Here is a 17,665-nt window from a genome sequence, read left to right on the forward strand (position 1 = left end):
CATGACCAGCGACGAGCCTCTCCAGCCCACCGACCGGGTTTCCACCGGGCTGGCCGGACTGGACGAGGTTCTGGATGGCCTTCGAATCGGCGATAACGTGGTCTGGCGGGTTTCCGACCTCGACGACTATCGCCGCTTCGTCCTGCCCTTCATTGATGCCGCTGCCCACGCGGGCCGGCAGATCATCTATCTTCGCTTCGGGGAACACGCTCCGATTGTGTCCGAACACCCGGGCGTCCGGGTCATTCATATCAACGCCCTGGGCGGATTCGAAAGCTTCACCAGCCGGATCTGGCGGCTGATTGAAGAGCACGGCCGCGGCGCCTTCTATGTGTGCGACTGCCTGAGCGAACTGCTCAATGCCTGGGCCACCGATGCCATGGTGGGCAACTTCTTCCGGGTGGTGTGTCCGTTCCTGTTCGAGCTGGACACGGTCGCCTGGTTTGCCCTGCATCCGCAACGCCACTCACGCATGACCCTGGACCGGATCCGGGAAACCACCCAGGTGATGATCGACGTGCACCGGGATGGTTACGAAGTACAGATTCATCCCATCAAAGCCTGGCGTCGGCAATCCCCCACCATGTTCCTGCCGCACCGGGAGCAGGGCGGCCGGTTCGAGCCGATCACCGACAGTAGCGACGCCACCCGCGTCCAGGCCAGCCTGGAACTTGAATACCTCCATCGCCAGCCGCTGCTGGATTACTGGGACAAACTGTTCCAGGAAGCCGGCCGGGTCCTGGCCAATCACGAGCAACACTGCGTGGACGATCTTCAGGACCAGGTCCTGAAGGTGCTCATCAGCCGCGATCCCAAGATACTGGAGCTGGCCAGGCGCTACCTGAGCCTCGAAGATCTGCTGACCATCCGCAGCCGGATGGTGGGCAGCGGCTACATCGGCGGCAAGGCCACCGGCATGCTGATTGCGCGCAACATTCTGCTGCAGGAGGATCCGGATGCCTGGACATCCTGCCTGGAGCCCCACGATTCAAGCTACCTGGGCACCGACGCCTATTACGCCTTCCTGGTCCACAACGGTCTGTGGCCGTCGGTCATGCGCCAGCGCTCGGAGGCGGGCTATCTGACCGAGGCGCCGAAATTGCAGCAGAGCATCCGTGAGGGCAACTTTCCGAATGAAATCCGCTCGGATCTCGAACGCCTGCTGGATCATTACGGCCAGTACCCGATCCTGGTGCGGTCCAGCAGCCTGCAGGAAGACGGTTTCGGCAATGCCTTTGCCGGCAAATACGACAGCGTATTCCTGGTCAACCAGGGCGGGCCGGAGCAGCGACTGGCAGCACTGGAAGACGCCATCCGGAAGGTCTATGCCTCGTCGATGAGTGAGGATGCCCTGGTGTATCGCCGACAACGGGGTCTGCATCAGCGGGAGGAGCCCATGGCGCTGTTGATCCAGCGGGTGAATGGCCGTTTTCACGGTCGCTATTACCTGCCGGACGCCGCCGGGGTGGGCGTCTCCCGCAATACCTTTGCCTGGGACAGCAGCATGGACCCGGAGGCGGGCATGGTCCGGCTGGTCATGGGGCTTGGTACCCGGGCGGTCGACCGGATCGAGGGCGACCACGCCTGTGTCATGGCCCTGGACCAGCCCGGCCGTCATCCGTTCCGGAACCAGGATGAAAGCTACCGCTTTTCCCAACATCTGGCGGACCTGCTGGACCTACAGGAAGGCGGCCTTACCACCTGCCCCCTGAGCCAGTTGGCGCAGGACGTGCCGGCCCTGCCCCTGCCATACCTGGCGGAAGTGGACCGTCCGGCCAGCGAACGGGCGGAGCAGCTCGGGCTGGCCGGGCCGGTCTGGCGACTGACGTTCACGCCGCTGGTGAAGCGCTCCCGGTTCATCGAACGCCTGTCCCGGCTGCTGCAAACACTCGAAGCCGGCTACCGGCACCCGGTGGATGTGGAATTCACCCTGCATCTCGACGGCCAGGGGGAGCCGTCCTTCAACCTGGTGCAGTGCCGTCCCCTGGCCACCATCGGTGAAACCGGGCCGGTGAGCCTGCCGGAAGAGCCGGATCCAGAACGGATCCTGTTCCGCACCGAAGGCCATTTCATGGGCGGCAACATCAACCTGACCCTGGACCGGGTGATCCGCATCGACGCCTCGGTCTACTCGCGGCTGACCATCGGCCAGCGCTATGACGTCGCCCGGCTGGTGGGAGAAGCGGTGCGCCAGGGCAACGGCCGCACCCTGCTGATCGGCCCCGGCCGCTGGGGCACCAGCAGCCCCGAGCTGGGGGTACCGGTGCGATTTACCGACATCGCCGGGGTATCGGTGCTGGTGGAAGTCTCGGAGAAAGCCGGCGAGATGGTGCCGGACCTGTCCTACGGCTCGCACTTCTTCCAGGACCTGGTGGAAACCGGTACGGCATATGTAGCCCTGTTCCCGGACGACAGACAATGCCTTTACCAGCCCCAACTCTTGGGACCCGCTTCCCGGGAGGCCGAGCCGGAAGCCCGGCCGGAAAATGCCGTCCTGGTCACCACCATCGACGATCGACCACTGCACCTTCGCGCGGATGTGATCAGCCATCGCCTGATCTGCTACTTCGCGGATTGATCCGCGGCAAGCTTGCTGAAAACAAATCTGCCGGGCGCAGCCACTGTTGGTAGAATTCCGACCATGGAATGGCTTACACACTCTCAGACCGGTATCCGCCAGGCGGCCCGCTACCTGCTCGGCATGCGGCTGGCCATCGTAACGATCCAACTGGTCGCAATCGCCGTCGCGGAAACCATGATTACCCTCGCGCACGAGGCCGAGGCCCTGTTGCTATGCCTCGGTTACGGAGTACTCGCCACCCTGGGCTGGCTCTGGTTTACCCGGCGACCGCCGGCCTCCTCCCTGGCGGTCAGTGCCGGGCTGCTGGCGGATATTGCCCTGATTGGCAGCTGGCTGTTCCTGACCGGCGGCTACACCAACCCCCTGGTTTCCCTGCTGCTGCTTCCCATCGCGGTGGCCATCATCCTGGTTCCGCTACGCCAGAGCATCGCCATCACCGCCAGTGGCATCGCCGCTTACACGGCACTGGTGATCTGGCGCACCCCGATCAGCCACGGCCAGCACAATGACAATCTGGCCCAACTCCACCTGTTCGGCATGTGGGCGACCTTTGCCCTGACCGCGGCCATCCTGTTACTGGTGGTTGGCGCCCTGGCCCGGCGGCTTCGCAGCCAGCAACTGCAACTGGCACAGTTCCGGGAGAACCGGCTACGGGATGAGCAGATCATTGCCCTCGGCCTGTCCGCTGCCGCCGTGGGACACCGGCTAGGTACCCCACTGAACACCATGACCCTGCTGCTGGACGAGATCCGTTCGGAAACCGCTCGCCATAGCCCCGCTGCGGATACCGGGGCGCTGCAGGAAGACCTGAACACCATGGAGCAGCAGATTCAGCTGTGCAGCCTGCATCTCCAGCAACTCACCCGGGCGGCGGTGGAGGCCAGATCCGCGCAGCAGGAGATACTGTCGGTCGAAGACTGGCTGTTGCGCCTTCGGGAATCCGCCACCCTGCTGTGGCCCTCCGGACCGATCCACTGGCAACAACCATTCCCGAACCTGCCGGTGGCGGTGGACGCCACCCTCGATCAGGCGGTGCTGAACCTGCTGGCCAACGCCCTGACCGCCAGCCCGGCCTGGGTCGGCGTGGCGGCCCGCACCGGTGCTCCCGGGCGGATCGAGATTGTCGTGGAGGATCACGGGGAGGGCCTGGAGGCTGCCCTCGAGGGGGCACCGGGCGAGGAGATCGTTGATTCCCGAAACGGGCTCGGTGTCGGGCTGTTCCTGTCCAATGCCACCATCCAGCGACTGGGCGGCACCCTCAGGGCCAGGGCGGACGAAAACGGCACCACCATGGTAATCGATCTTCCGGAAGCGAACTCGAACGGAGACAGCGCATGAGCCAACAAAACCTCTGGCTGATTGTGGATGATGACGTTGCTTTTCTGCAGGTACTACAGCGTTCCCTGGCCCGCCAGGACATCGAAGCGGTTCCTGCCACCACCGGGGCCGACGCGTTGGCCCTGATCGAAGCAAGGGATTTCGGTCGTTGCGTGCTGGATCTCAATCTGGCGGGTGAGAGCGGTCTGCAGTTGCTGCCTGAATTACTGGCTCGCAGGCCGGATCTCGAGATACTGGTGCTGACCGGCTATGGCAGCATCGCCACCGCGGTCGAAGCGATGCGTCGCGGGGCACTCAACTACCTGTGCAAACCGGTTACCGTGAATCAGCTCGTCACTGGATTCGAGCCACTGGACGCGCCACCGGAGCTGCGCCCGGAACCACCGTCGGTGGAAGAAATGGAGTGGGAACACATCCAGCGGGTCCTCAACGAGCATGACGGCAATATTTCCGCCACCGCCCGGGCCCTGAACATGCACCGGCGCACCCTCCAGCGCAAACTGCAGAAACACTCCCGCTGGCGCAGCTGAACCGCAGGCGGGAATCGAAACAAAAACTGACTTCCGTCAATTTCTGTCCGGCAGCATCCCGTGCCAATCGGCCTGACTTCGGGTAGCATCCCCGCCTTTGCACTGCATTTTGCAGTAAGTGTCACACAGGGAGGCGTGCTCGTAATCCATCAGCCTGACCAGCAGAAGCGAACCTGAATGCCGAAATCGACGGATGTTGTAGAGCCCCCGACGGGTATTGACGCCGAACGCCTGGCCCTGGTGGCCGCCACCACCCCCAACCTGGTCCTGTTCCTGGACGAAGCCGGCACCATCGAGTGGGTGAACTCCAGTTTCGAGCAGCACACCGGCCACCTGCTGGCCGACATCCGGGGCAAGCACCCCCGGGATGTGCTCTATGGGCCGGACACCGATCCCGACACCATTGCCCGGATCAATCGCCACCTGCACCGGGGCGATGCCTTTGCCGAGGACATCCTGCACTACACCCGCTCCGGCACCCCTTACTGGGTCCACAGTTACTGCGTGCCCATCGGCAGGGAACAGGGAACCGCCCCCGGCTATATCGTGATCCAGAACAACATTTCCGACCGCAAGCACAGCGAGCGGGGTTTGCGGATTGCCGCCAGTGTCTTTGACCGCAGCCACGAAGCGATCATCATCTCCGACCACAACAACCGTATCCTGGACGTCAACCCGGCGTTCTCACGGATCACCGGCTACAGCCGGGATGAAGTGCTGGGTCTGAATCCGGGAATCCTCAGCTCGGGCCGGCATTCGGCGGAGTACTACCAGTCCATGTGGCGATCCATCGAAAAGACCGACCACTGGCGGGGCGAGATCTGGAACCGGCGCAGGAACGGCGAGGAATTCATCGAACTGCTGTCCATCAGCCGGGTTCACCTGGACGAGCCCGGGCAGTATTACCATGTGGCGGCCTTCTCGGACATTACCACCCTGAAGAATCACGCCCGGGAACTGGACCGAGCCGCCAACTACGACGATCTCACCGGTCTGCCCAACCGCCAGTTGCTCGAGGAGCGCCTGCGTTCGGCCTGCAGCCATGCCGAACGCCATGGCCGGCGGCTGTCGGTGTGCTGCCTGGATCTGGACGGGTTCAAGGTCATCAACGATCGTCTTGGCCAGAGCGCCGGCGACCAGGTGCTATGTACCCTCGCCGAGCGGCTGACCCACACCCTCCGCAGCGGCGATACCGTGGCCCGGGTCGGCGGCGATGAATTCGTCCTGTTGCTGCAGAGCGACAACACCAACGCGGTTTACCATCGCATTCTGTCCGCCATCGGCGAGCCGGTAGCAGTCGGGGGCGAGCAGGTAACCCTGACCGCCAGCCTGGGCATCACCCGTTACCCGGAAGACCAGGCCGACGCCGAAGGCCTGATTCGCCACGCCGACCAGGCCATGTATTCGGCCAAGGAAAAAGGCCGCAACCAGTTCCATTTCTTCGATCCGGATCTCGATCAGCACCGGCGAAAACGGCGGCAACAACTGATGGAGTTGACCCGGGCCCTGGAGAACCAGGAATTCGAGCTGTACTTTCAGCCCCAGGTCCGGATGTCGGATTATTCCCTGGCCGGGTTCGAGGCCCTGATCCGCTGGAACCGACCCGAATCGGGACTGGTCAGCCCGGGCGAGTTCCTGCCCTATGTGGAGAACAGCCACCTGGAAGTGCCCCTGGGCCAGTGGGTCCTGAAAGAAGCCATCCACCAGCTGAACACCTGGCAACAGGCGGGTGAGGATCTGACCGTCAGCATCAACATCACCGCCCGACATCTGCTGGACCGGAGTTTTGCCGACTACCTGGAAAGCTACCTGCACAGCCACCCGGAGCTGGATCCGGCCCGGGTCACCCTCGAAGTGCTGGAGTCCACCGCGCTGGAGGATACCCAGCAGGCCAATCACGTACTGACCCGGTGCCGCAGCCTCGGCCTGCAGGTGGCCCTGGATGACTTCGGTACCGGGTTCTCCTCCCTGAGCTATCTGCGGACCCTGCCCATCGACCTGATCAAGATCGACCAGAGTTTCGTGCGCAACATGATGGACAGCCCCAGTGACAAGGCCATCGTCGAAAGCGTGATCTTCCTGGCCCAGCGCTTCGAACATCCGGTGCTGGCCGAAGGAGTGGAAACCGGAGACCAGGCCCGCACCCTCGCCCGGATGGGCTGCAACCAGATCCAGGGCTATGGCGTTGCCCCGCCCATACCCGCCGGAGCAGTTCTGGAGTGGGCCAAAGGCTGGGGCGCCCGGAAACAGCGAGGACTGGACCACGACCCGCTCACCCTGGGCGACGGTATTTAAGGCAACGGGCACTAGGGCCGGTAGCGGCGCTGATCCAGAGTTGTGAGCCGGTCCGGATGGAACACCATCAGGCCGGTCACGAAGGTGCCGTTGACGAAGCCTTCCGGCAGCATGATCAGGGGCAGGTAGCGGAGGTACCCGTGGATCAGCTCGTCGAAGGTATAGACCCCGCTGGACCACAGCATCAGGCACATCACCACCCCGGCCGCAGCTACTGCCAGCCCGGCCCCGAAGAATCCGCAGAAGAAAATATAGGCGAAGAAATTGCGGAAGTTGCGGCGGCGCTCCCACACCATGATCCCGTGACTCACCAGCGCTGGGACCATGACGGTCACCAGCCCGTTGGCCGCGAACATGATGACCGGTTCCCGCCCCGTAATCACGGTAATCACCAGCGCCAGAAGACCACTGAATACCGCCAGTGCCCAGCCCAGCATCAGGGTGATGACGGTAATGCCGAAGATATGGATCGAGAGACCGGGCGAGATTCCGGCCCTCAGTTGCCACAGGAACCCCAACGCCACGGCGGCCCCGAAGAAAGAATGCTGGAGGGCATTATCTCTCCGGAAAGCCCCCCAATCGACAGTGCGGGCAGCCGCCGCCAGGATCAGCAGAAACAGCACTGCGGTAACCAGCCATTGGCCGGTTGATAACAGGTTTTCCGTCATCCCCATGGCAACCACATCCCCGGACAGTCAGTTCAGGACAGACACTGGGACAATGATAACGGGTAAGCCCGCCCTGTTACCAAGGCGGGCTTGATTCAGGCAGTCTGAGCCACCGGCTGCCGGTGATTGGTGAGTGTGGTCCAGGCATCGAAGGTACTCAGGAATACCTCGCCACTGAGGTGGGCCAGGAATTCTGTATCCCTGAGCCGGTCCATCACCGGGCCCTTGACCTCGGACAGGTGCAGCCGCACTCCGGCATCCTTCAGACGCTCGTTGATGGCCTCGAGGCTTTCCAGGGCCGAAGCATCGATCAGGTTCACCGCCGGGCAAACCAGTACCAGCTCCCGGAGTTCCGGCTCCCGGGTCACCAGATCCATGACGGTCTCCTCCAGGAACCGGGCATTGGCGAAATACAGGCTTTCATCCACCCGCAGGAAGGTCACTTTCGGGCACAGCTGCACATCATGGCGCAGAACATTGCGGAAATGCTCGGTACCCGGAACGCGGCCCACCACCGCACTGTGGGGCCGGCTGGTGCGATACAGGAACAGGCCGATGGACAGCGCCACGCCGGCGATGATGCCCGCCTCGACGCTGTGTGCCAGAGTCAGCAGGATGGTAGCCAGCATGGCACCGAAATCGGTGCGCGAGTAGCGCCAGGTACGGGACAGCGCCGGCAGGTCGATCAGGGTGGTCACCGCCACAATAATAGTTGCAGCGAGGGTGGCCTGAGGCAGGAAGGCTATCGCCGGCGTCAGGAATAGCGTAGCCAGGGCAATACCGATGGCGGTGTAGGCGCCGGCGGCCGGGGTTTCAGCACCGGCGTCAAAGTTGACCACGGACCGGGAAAAACCGCCGGTGACCGGCATGCCACCCGAGAAGCCGGCACCGAGATTCGCGGTGCCCAGCCCGATCAGTTCCTGGTCGGGGTCAATCCGTTGGCGACGTTTGGCGGCCAGGGTCTGACCCACCGACACCGATTCGACAAAGCCGACGATACTGATCAGCAAGGCGCTGACCGCCAGTTGCGACCACAATCCGGTATTCATGGGCGGCATGGTGAATTCCGGCAACCCGGAAGGCACCTCACCCACCAGGCGCACCCCTTTCTGGTCCAGCTGGAGGTACCAGGCCACCAGGGTAGTCACCACCACCGCCAGAATCGGGGCCGTTTTGGTCAGGATATCCGCCAGCCTGGGCTGTATCCCGAACTTCATCAGCAGCGGTTTCAGATGCTTGCGCGCCGCCAGCAGGAACACCAGAGCACCGACACCGATGGCCAGGGTATAGAGGTTGGTGGTACCAATCGAGGTCAGCAGAGACTCTACGATCTCCACCAGGTTATGCCCGGAGGCCTGGATACCGAAAATATGCTTGAGTTGGCTGGCCGCAATGACGATACCGGAGGCGGTGATAAAGCCGGAAATTACGGGATGACTCAGAAAGTTGGCCAGGAACCCCAGCCTGAGCACCCCCATCAGGGTGAGCATCAGACCGGACATCACCGCCAGCAGCACCGCACCCGCCACGTAGGCGGCGGTACCGGCCTCGGCAATGGGTGCGAGGGCCGCGGCGGTCATCAGCGAGGCTACCGCCACCGGGCCGACCGACAGGGTCCGGCTGGTGCCGAACACGGCGTAGATCACCAGCGGCAGGATACTGGCGTAAAGCCCCACCTGGGCCGGAAGCCCTGCCAGCAACGCATAGGCCAGGGACTGGGGAATAAGCATGACGGTGACGATGACCGCGGCCACCAGATCACTGGTGGCCTGATCACGACCGTACTGGGGTGCCCATTGCAGAATGGGCAGGTACCGCTTGATCAGATTCATGCGGTGCTCAGAACAGGTTGACCGGAACTTTCAGGTAGACCTGCCCGTTATCATCGGCCGGGGGCATGTGACCGGCACGCATATTGACCTGTACCGACGGCAGGATCAGCCGTGGCATGTCCAGGGTCGCGTCCCGCTCCGTGCGCATTTTGACGAAATCGTCTTCACTGACCCCTTCATGCACGTGAATATTGGCTTTACGCTCCTCAGCCACCGTGGTCTGGAACAGGAATTCGTCACGGCCGGGCGCACCGTAGTCATGGCACATGAACAACCGGGTTTCCGGAGGCAACGACAGCACTTTCTGGATGGAGCGGTACAGCGTGCGGGCATCGCCACCGGGGAAATCGCAACGGGCGGTGCCGAAATCCGGCATGAACAGGGTGTCCCCGACGAAGGCCGCATCACCGATCACGTAGGTCAGGCAGGCCGGCGTGTGACCGGGAGTGTGCAGAACCCGGCCTTCCAGGTTGCCGATACGGAAAGTGTCGCCCTCACGGAAGAGTTGATCGAACTGGCTGCCGTCACGGGCAAACTCGGTACCGGCGTTGAAGGCCTTGCCGAAGATCTCCTGGACATCGACGATCTTCTCACCGATACCGGTCTTGCCACCGAGTTTCTCGTGCAGGTAGGGCGCCGCGGACAGGTGATCGGCGTGCACGTGGGTCTCGAGGATCCACTCCACCGTCAGGTCGTTGTCGCGGACATAGCGGATGATCTCGTCCGCGGAACGGACGTCCGTGCGGCCGGCGGCGTAGTCCAGATCCAGGACCGAGTCCAGAATGGCACAGGCCCGGCTGTCCGGATCACGGACCACGTAGCTGAAGGTATTGGTAGGTTCGTCGAAGAAATTCTGGACGACGGGATTGCTCATGACACTCACCTCGTACATCGATCCTTTTGGTTTTGATTCTAAGGATATACTAAAACGTAATATTGGGTGAAATGCCAATTTATTCTATGGGATTCTTCCCTGATAGCTTCCCGGAGAACATCTGCCCCCGGGATCTTCTCTGCCGTTCAGAGCACCTCCAGCTTGCTCCGGATCTCCTTCCGGCGACCGGCATCCGCCAGCGGTCGATTCGGACGTTCGGGGGCATTAAGCGCCTTGTGGAGATATTCCCGCGCCCGCTCGGGCTGATCCTGCTCGATCAGGAAATCACCATAGAAGTAGTTCGGGTCGATGCCATCGGGGTTCAACTCCAGGGCCTTGAGCAGGTATTTGCGGGCCTTGTCATCATCCCCGAAACCCAGAGGCCAGCCCGGCACCTTGTAGTAAAGACTTCCCAGGGAGGTATAGGCCGAACCCTCCAGCGCTGCCGGATCAATGTCCAGCGCCTTTTCCAGAGATTTCCGGGCGTCCTTGACCAGACCCAGAGCGCCCAGGCCGCCCTTGGCACCAGCGTAGGTGCTCAGCACGATGCCTTGCCAGATCAGGGGTTCGGCACGGTCAGGATAGGCGTCAACGAGAGCCTGTGCCTGATTGGTCAGGTCCTCGAAGGCCTTTTCCTTTTTATCTTCTGGCAACTGGTACTGGATTTCCGCCCAGCGGGCCTGGATACCGGCCAGGTCGGAGTCGAGACCGCCCGCCCAGACCGGCGCGGCAATGATCGACGCCAGCAAAAGGATCATCCACTTCATGACAGTACTCCCGAATTCAGAAAACGCCGGATCACCGGCAGCTGTTTCAACATGGCCTTGTCGACGATCCGCGGCAGGATACCGTTGATCACCACAAAGAGTTTTTCCGGCCAGCCCAGGAACCGCCGGCGATCGTCGTTTTCCATCGCCTTGAGAATCTCGGCCGCGACTGCCTCGGGGGCATCCATGGTGTTACCGAGCACCCGGTTCAGCTCGTTGACCTGTTCCGGGTTCATATCAGTTGCAGTGGCCCGGGGCGCGACATACAACACCTGCACCGGGGTATCCGCCAGCTCCCGGCGTAGCGCTTCGGTGAAGCCACGCAGCCCGAACTTGCTGGCGCAGTAGCCGGTATAGCCCGGGAAGCCGATGCTGCCGAAGGTGGAGCCGACAAACACCAGAGCCCCGTAGCCGTCCTTCTCGAACCTGGGCGCAAAATGCCGCGCCACCAGCATGGCCGAGCGCAGGTTCACGGTGAGCTGGGCATCCAGTTCACTGACGGCCATGGCTCCGAGAGCGGCAAAGCGGTTCTGACCGGCGCAGTGGATCACCCCATCGATATCCGGATAGGCCTCGCTCAGGCGTTCCAGCTGCTGATCCAGGTCCTGAGCGGCAAGATCCAGGTGCACTGCGGATACTCCCTCCCGGTGACCCAGCCTGTCTGGCTGTCGGGACGCGACAATGACCCGGGCGCCAGCCCGGACCAGCGGGTCCACCAGCGCCTTGCCGATACCTCCGGTTCCACCCAGCAGGAGGAACACCCGATCATGCAGCCTCATGGCGCGACTCCTTGCGACCAGCCGGCAGCGGAATGCTGTGCAGCATGTCACCATAGAGCCGGTACACCATACGGGCGGCCTCGATGATGGCCTGCTGGTCATCCGGATCGGTGATCTCGTTCATCAGGCCGCGGAAGAACTCGAAGTGCTCCTGGTCCAGTGCACCGTGGGAATACAGGTAGCTGAACGCCGCATCGGGCAGACCCAGCTGTTTCTGGATAGCTTCACCCAGCGGCGTAGCCAGTTCGATGGAGGTGCCTTCCAGTACCTGGACCATGCCGAAGAACGCCGCCGGGTTGCCGCGATGGATCCGGTCGTACAGGTACGCAACCATCAGTTCGATGGAGGTGTCTGGGGCGCCATAGCGAATGGCGTCCTTGTCCGCGCCACAGGCTTCGAGGTCATTGAGGATCCACTCGTGGTGACCGTATTCCTCCTCGATGTATTCCACGAGGGCCTTGCGGACAAATTCCAGGCGCTCCGGCAGACGGCCGCCACAGGCCATCATCAGCGGCACCGTATGCTTGACGTGATGATAGGCCTGGGTCAGGAACCAGGTGTAGCCGGTCAGATCGAAGCGGCCCGCACGGATGGCTTCAATAACCGGTGCGCTCGTCACATGGGCCCGTGCTTCAGCGGTTTCGGATTGCAGACGATCGAAAAATGCCATGACAGTGTCTCCTGGCGTGTTTGATGAGGTTGAACGGGTCGTAGAAAGGTTCATGAAAATGGGAAAGGCACCGGCCAGCAGCGCGGGCAGGTCCGACTGAATTTTCTGGCGCATGGGCCGACCGTTGGCAGTGACGTGCCCCTCGGCATGGGTCAGGAACTGACGGCGGATGTATACCGCCGCCAGCCGGGCATAGTCGGGCAGACTGGCGTTGAGTCCGGCCAGTGCCGAACGCAACTGCTCCGGCGAGCGGCCATCGCGGATCACGATCAGAGCGCTGGGATTGGGGTCCCCGTCACCAAACACCACCGCCTGCTGGGCGCCCAGGGCCTGGATCAGTTCACTCTCGAGCCACTCGGGGCTGATGTTGCGACCAAAGCTGGTGATGAGCAGATTCTTGGCGCGACCATTCACCGTGAGGAATCCCTCCGGGGTCAGGGCACCGAGGTCCCCGGTGTCGAGCCACTCGCCGCCCTCGGGCTCATCGCCGAGATACCCCAGGTGGGTATTGCCACGAACCAGGATGTGGCGGTCCGGATCCACCCGGACCTCGACGTGGGACAGCGGCTTTCCGACGGCACCTTCACATTCGTCGCCGGGAACATTCAGCGCAACCACGGAACTGCACTCCGACAGCCCATAACCCTCATACAGAGGCAACCCGACAGCCCGGCCACGGGCCAGCAACTCCGGTGACACCCGCCCACCGCCCACCGCGAGGAACCGGAGAGACCGGCTCTCGAGCTGCCCCTGTTCGGCGGCGGCCACCAGCGCCATGGCCAGTTCCGGCACCAGAATCAGTGACTGCGGTTCGCTTCGGTTGATGCCCGCCACGAGGCGCTCCAGGTCCAGGCCACTGCTGCCGTTCATTCCCAGGGTCTGCAACGGTGCGACATTCACCGTGGCTCCCATCAGCAACGGCAGATAAACGCCGGCAATATTCTCGAGCAGAGTCGCCAGTGGCAGGATGCACAAATGCTGCTGCAACGGCACATCCGCCAGCCGTGCTTTCAACGCGAGGGTTGTCGCCGCCATCTGCGCCTCGGACAGGCAGACACCCTTGGGTGTGCCGGTGCTGCCAGAGGTGAAAGTGATCTTGGCGGTTGCTTCCGGCATCCACGCCCCGGCGCCGGTTACCGGCAAATGCCGGAGCCAGACGCCATGGCCGATGTGTTCACCGAAAGCTTCCTGTTCGCCGGAGAGAAGGCAGTCCAGACCGGCCCGTTCGATCAGGTGCGCAGCCTGGGCTTTGGAGAAGAATACCGGCACCGGCACGCACACCACGTCTGCCAGCAGGCAGGCCAGGTCGGCCAGAATCCAGGCCGGGGAGTTGTCCCCACACAGGCCAACACGCTGCACGCCCAACCGGCGCAGCTGATCGGCCAGAGCCCCCGCCGCTTGCAGCATCTCGCTGTAGCTGAAGCCCGAGTCCGGGCCCTGGAGGGCGATACGGCCGGGGTGAAGCATCGCCTGCTGCTCGAGCAGGTCAGGCAAGACGGCCATAGGCTCCTCCCGCTACGATGTTGGCATCACCAGCACCCCCGGTTACCGGCTGAATCAGACGCATAAGGCCCGCCTGGCGCATGGCGGACATGCCCTCCGCAACGTTAACCGCCATTACCACCGGGTGGTGGTCGTAGTACCGGCCCCAACCGGCGCCGCTGTCGGGCAACCGGGCCGGATCGGCGTTGGCCAGCACCTGGGTGCCGATACCGAGCCGGTGAAAACTGTTGCGCAGCTGATCGGTGCCGGTGCACACCACCCACTCATAGCCCGCTGCGTTCAGCCAGACCGACAGGGACGCGAACAGGTACCGACTTACCCCCGCCTCAACCCCGGCAAGGTGGGCAATTTCCGCAATCTCCTGGCGCTCGGTGCCTGGTAACGGCATCACCGCTTCCACCGGAACCGACAGGTAATCCTCCAGGAACAGGCGTTCCCGGCCGGCATTCCTCACACCCACTGCTGCCAGCAGCGAGCCCTGGGCCGTGGTCAGGGCCAGCAACTCCGGAATACGCAGGGCGGGATCAGCGCCATAGGCCTGCATGAACCGCCTGCGAATGAAGCCGGCCACCGTCTCCGCCATGGCTGTCTGAGGTGCAATCCGGCTTAACCATCGACCGGCACAACGGATGACCGGAACCACCTCCCCGGAATCCGGGGGACAACAGGTGGACATCGTCAGCGGGTCTGTCATAGGTGCTCTCCAGCAGAATTCGGGCGCAATGGCCACTGAACATGACTGCCAGAGTAGAGAGCGAGGCTTAATTGAGCCTTAAGCCAATATCGCAGAATTCTTAAGCCGACCTTAAGGTTTTACCGGTCCGCCGGTTAAGGCTCGCTTAAGAAAGCATGCGTAAAGTGCCGTGGCAATTGCCGGACAGGATCTAACGCACTATGAAGCCAGCCAAACCGCAGACAGATCGATGGCAGAGGCCGCTCCGGTTTCTGGCCGGAGGCGGCTTCGCGACCTTGGTGCACTGGCTGACGATGTTGATGCTGATCCAGTCAGGTACCGACGCCCGGGTCGCCACCGCGACCGGTGCCACGGCCGGACTGGTCATCAATTACCTGGCCCAGTACCACTACACCTTTCAGTCCCGGCTGCCTCACCGGAGGGCGTTTTCACGCTATCTGGCCAGTGCCGGCCTGGGATGGAGCCTTAACCTGGCAGGTTTTTCGGCCATCTACGCCGTAACAGGCGCAGTCCTGGTTTCCCAGGCTATCGCCACAGCTACTGCGACCGCTGCCAATTACCTGCTTGCCGAGAAGTTTGTTTTCCAGGGGGAATCAACCGATGACATCCACTAATCCGCAGCTCAGTGTTGTGGTGCCGGTTCACAACGAAGCCGATGTCATTCCGACGCTGCTGAACCGCCTCGTGCTGGTGTTCCGCAAGCTGGAAATGACCACGGAGTTGCTTTTCGTGGACGATGGTAGCCGCGACAACTCAGTCGCACTGCTATTGCAGGCACGGCGACGGTACCCGGATATCAGGGTGCTTCAGCTTTCCCGCAATTTTGGCAAGGAGGCAGCGGTAACCGCCGGACTGACCCATGCGAAAGGCGACGCCGTGATTCTGATGGACGCCGACCTGCAGGACCCACCCGAGCTGATCCCGGACATGGTGGCGCAGTGGCGCAAAGGCACCGACGTTGTCCTGATGAAACGACGTTCCCGGGCCGGAGAGAGCTGGCTCAAGCGCGCGACCGCGTCCTTGTTCTACCGACTGATCAATCGTATCAGTGACGCCCCCATTCCCGTGGACACCGGGGATTTCCGGCTGATGAGCCGGCGCACCGTGGACGCCTTGAACCAGCTGCCGGAGCGCAATCGCTACCTCAAAGGCATGTTCGCTTGGGTTGGCATGCCCACCGTCACCCTGGAGTTCGACCGTGACCCGCGTCTGGCGGGTAAAACCAAATGGAATTACCTGAAACTGGTGCACCTGGCGATGGAGGGTATCACCTCGTTTTCCACGCGCCCGCTGCGCATTGCACTGGTCCTGGGTCTGCTGGCTGCGGGCGCCGGCGGCCTGTTCGGCACCTGGGAGGTACTGAAAGCACTGGTGCTTGGCATCTCCACCCCTGGTTATGCCTCCATGATCGCCGTCGTCACCTTTCTATCCGGGGTGCAACTGCTGTGCGTCGGATTGCTTGGTGAATACGTGGGCCGCATCTACATGGAAACCAAGCAACGACCGGTCTTCATCCTCGCGGAGGACAGTGACGACCGGATCCGGGATTATCAACCAACGCTGAGAGTGGCGGGGGAGAGCAACGGACAATGACCAGAACCATCAACACCCTTCTGTGGCTGCTGATCACCGTGCTGGCCATCCGGCTGGGACTCACAGCCATACTGCCCTTTGCCGATACCACCGAACCACGGTACGCGGAAATCGCCCGGATCATGGCAGAGACCGGTGACTGGATTACCCCCTGGTTCGATTATGGTGTGCCCTTCTGGGGCAAACCACCCCTGTCGTTCTGGACCCAGGCACTGTCCTTCCAGCTGTTCGGAGTCACTGAATTTGCCGGCCGGCTGCCCTCCTGGCTCGCCAACGCCGGAGTCATCTACCTGGTATATGCCACGACCAGATCGCTGCACGCCGCATCCGTTACCGATGCGGCGCGGGTCAACGGCCTGTGGGCCGCTATCATCTATAGCACCACCGCACTCGGATTCCTCAGTGCCGGGACCGTAATGACCGATTCCTTCCTGGTACTGGCCACCACCCTGGTGATTGCCAGCCTGATCATCCGGATACAGGGCGGCGGGGAACTCTGGGCTTGGGCCTTTTTTATCGGTCTGGCCCTGGGCCTGCTGGCAAAAGGCCCACTGACCCTGATACTGACCGGTGCTCCGGTATTCGTCTGGGTCGCTCTGACCCGCCAGTGGCAGGTCCTGTGGTCAAGCCTGCCCTGGGTTCGCGGGACCCTGCTCATGCTCCTGCTGGCCCTGCCCTGGTACATCCTGGCGGAGCTGAAAACACCCGGGTTCCTGGATTACTTCATCGTCGGGGAACACCTCAAGCGCTTTCTCGTCAGTGACTGGCAGGGCGACCTGTACGGCAACGCCCATGACTTTACTCGTGGCACTATCTGGCTCTACCTGATCCTTGCCAGCTTCCCCTGGGGCGTCATCGCGCTGGTCGGCTGGGGGCTCTCCCGCCGGCGCGGAGCCCGGCCAGACAATACATGGCAGCCGCAGCGTCGCGGTCTCAGCGGCCTGATCCTGGCAGCGGCCCTGACACCGGTGGTGTTTTTCACCTTTTCCGGCAACATCCTGTGGACCTATGTTCTGCCGGGCCTGCCATTCCTGGCCATCCTGACATCCGCCCTTTTCAACGGTACAGGCAGGCAATCCGTGCAAAGATATGCCCTCGCGGCAGTACTGCTGGTACCCGTAGTAGGGACTGCAACCGGCAGCTGGTATGCCCTCAATCCGGACCAGCTTAAAACCGAGAGGGAGCTGATCGCACGGGTGGATGCCCTGCCCGGCGTTTCGCCCGATGATCTGTTTTACCTGGACAAAGCGCCCTTTTCGGCCCGTTTCTACAGTCACGGCGAGATCCGGACCATGACTCGCGAGGCCCTCGAACGCCGGCTTTCTGAAGGCGCCGGAGTCAGGCCGGTTTTGCTCGCGGTGGACAACCGGAACAACCCCGTGATCAAGACCCTGGAGACAGAGGCGGAAGCCATTGACCACAGTAGCCGCTATACCGTGTTCCGTCTGGCGCCGGCTCCGTCCCGGACTGCGGACTCGGATTCCATCAGGAAAGAGCGGCAAAGCAGCTGAGATCCTTTACACTCTTCTGAACCTTTTTTC

14 protein-coding genes are annotated in these 17,665 nt (G+C 62.5%); 7 read left to right on the forward strand and 7 right to left on the reverse strand.

Going from position 1 to position 17,665, the window contains the following annotated elements; genetic code table 11:
* Nucleotide 1 precedes the first annotated feature (1 nt).
* The 4 genes from DET50_RS05310 (at nt 2) to DET50_RS19710 (ending at nt 6,744) form a co-directional block, all read left to right on the forward strand.
* The gene (locus tag DET50_RS05310) at nt 2-2,578 is read left to right on the forward strand and encodes a PEP/pyruvate-binding domain-containing protein (protein WP_113861839.1); all 2,577 of its coding nucleotides are present in this window, start codon (nt 2-4) and stop codon (nt 2,576-2,578) included.
* A gap of 63 nt (nt 2,579-2,641) precedes the next feature.
* Nucleotides 2,642-3,919, forward strand: a complete 1,278-nt coding sequence (locus DET50_RS05315; protein ID WP_113861840.1) for a sensor histidine kinase — start codon at nt 2,642-2,644, stop codon at nt 3,917-3,919.
* Nucleotides 3,916-4,449: a response regulator transcription factor gene (locus DET50_RS05320; RefSeq protein WP_113861841.1), complete on the forward strand. Its 534-nt coding sequence runs from the start codon at nt 3,916-3,918 to the stop codon at nt 4,447-4,449. The genes DET50_RS05315 and DET50_RS05320 overlap by 4 nt, the downstream gene beginning before the upstream one ends.
* 177 nt (nt 4,450-4,626) lie before the next feature.
* Nucleotides 4,627-6,744 (forward strand): putative bifunctional diguanylate cyclase/phosphodiesterase, encoded by a 2,118-nt coding sequence (locus DET50_RS19710; protein ID WP_113861842.1) that lies wholly within the window; start codon nt 4,627-4,629, stop codon nt 6,742-6,744.
* An 11-nt stretch (nt 6,745-6,755) separates the two neighbouring features.
* Here the strand turns inward: DET50_RS19710 and DET50_RS05330 are convergent, their stop codons facing one another.
* The 7 genes from DET50_RS05330 to DET50_RS05360 all read right to left on the reverse strand — a co-directional run bounded on the left by DET50_RS05330 (nt 6,756) and on the right by DET50_RS05360 (nt 14,531).
* Nucleotides 6,756-7,418, reverse strand: a complete 663-nt coding sequence (locus DET50_RS05330) for an energy-coupling factor ABC transporter permease (protein ID WP_113861843.1) — start codon at nt 7,416-7,418, stop codon at nt 6,756-6,758.
* An 89-nt stretch (nt 7,419-7,507) separates the two neighbouring features.
* Nucleotides 7,508-9,244 (reverse strand): SulP family inorganic anion transporter, encoded by a 1,737-nt coding sequence (locus DET50_RS05335; RefSeq protein ID WP_113861844.1) that lies wholly within the window; start codon nt 9,242-9,244, stop codon nt 7,508-7,510.
* Nucleotides 9,245-9,251: 7 nt separating this feature from the next.
* Nucleotides 9,252-10,118, reverse strand: a complete 867-nt coding sequence (locus tag DET50_RS05340; RefSeq protein ID WP_113861976.1) for an MBL fold metallo-hydrolase — start codon at nt 10,116-10,118, stop codon at nt 9,252-9,254.
* A gap of 146 nt (nt 10,119-10,264) precedes the next feature.
* A complete protein-coding gene (locus DET50_RS05345; protein ID WP_113861845.1) occupies nt 10,265-10,885 on the reverse strand; it encodes a tetratricopeptide repeat protein in 621 nt (206 codons plus the stop codon).
* The gene (locus DET50_RS05350; RefSeq protein WP_113861846.1) at nt 10,882-11,664 is read right to left on the reverse strand and encodes an SDR family oxidoreductase; all 783 of its coding nucleotides are present in this window, start codon (nt 11,662-11,664) and stop codon (nt 10,882-10,884) included. The genes DET50_RS05345 and DET50_RS05350 overlap by 4 nt, the downstream gene beginning before the upstream one ends.
* Nucleotides 11,651-13,837 carry an AMP-binding protein gene (locus tag DET50_RS05355; RefSeq protein ID WP_113861847.1) on the reverse strand — a complete coding sequence of 729 codons (2,187 nt, stop codon included), beginning with the start codon at nt 13,835-13,837 and terminating at the stop codon, nt 11,651-11,653. The genes DET50_RS05350 and DET50_RS05355 overlap by 14 nt, the downstream gene beginning before the upstream one ends.
* A complete protein-coding gene (locus DET50_RS05360; protein WP_181799934.1) occupies nt 13,821-14,531 on the reverse strand; it encodes a thermostable hemolysin in 711 nt (236 codons plus the stop codon). The genes DET50_RS05355 and DET50_RS05360 overlap by 17 nt, the downstream gene beginning before the upstream one ends.
* A gap of 200 nt (nt 14,532-14,731) precedes the next feature.
* Here DET50_RS05360 and DET50_RS05365 point away from each other — a divergent pair, with 200 nt between their 5' ends.
* Genes DET50_RS05365 through DET50_RS05375 form a run of 3 tightly spaced genes read left to right on the forward strand, consistent with a single transcriptional unit; the run spans nt 14,732 to nt 17,635 of the window.
* Nucleotides 14,732-15,145, forward strand: coding sequence for a GtrA family protein (locus tag DET50_RS05365; protein ID WP_113861848.1), 414 nt, complete (start codon nt 14,732-14,734; stop codon nt 15,143-15,145).
* On the forward strand, nt 15,132-16,124 hold the full coding sequence (locus DET50_RS05370) for a glycosyltransferase family 2 protein (protein WP_113861849.1): 993 nt from the start codon (nt 15,132-15,134) through the stop codon (nt 16,122-16,124). Before DET50_RS05365 ends, DET50_RS05370 begins: the two co-directional genes overlap by 14 nt.
* On the forward strand, nt 16,121-17,635 hold the full coding sequence (locus tag DET50_RS05375; protein ID WP_113861850.1) for an ArnT family glycosyltransferase: 1,515 nt from the start codon (nt 16,121-16,123) through the stop codon (nt 17,633-17,635). Before DET50_RS05370 ends, DET50_RS05375 begins: the two co-directional genes overlap by 4 nt.
* The last annotated feature ends 30 nt before the right edge of the window (nt 17,636-17,665 follow it).

Origin of the sequence: Marinobacter pelagius, from assembly GCF_003315345.1 — a bacterium.
Classification (GTDB): domain Bacteria; phylum Pseudomonadota; class Gammaproteobacteria; order Pseudomonadales; family Oleiphilaceae; genus Marinobacter; species Marinobacter pelagius_A.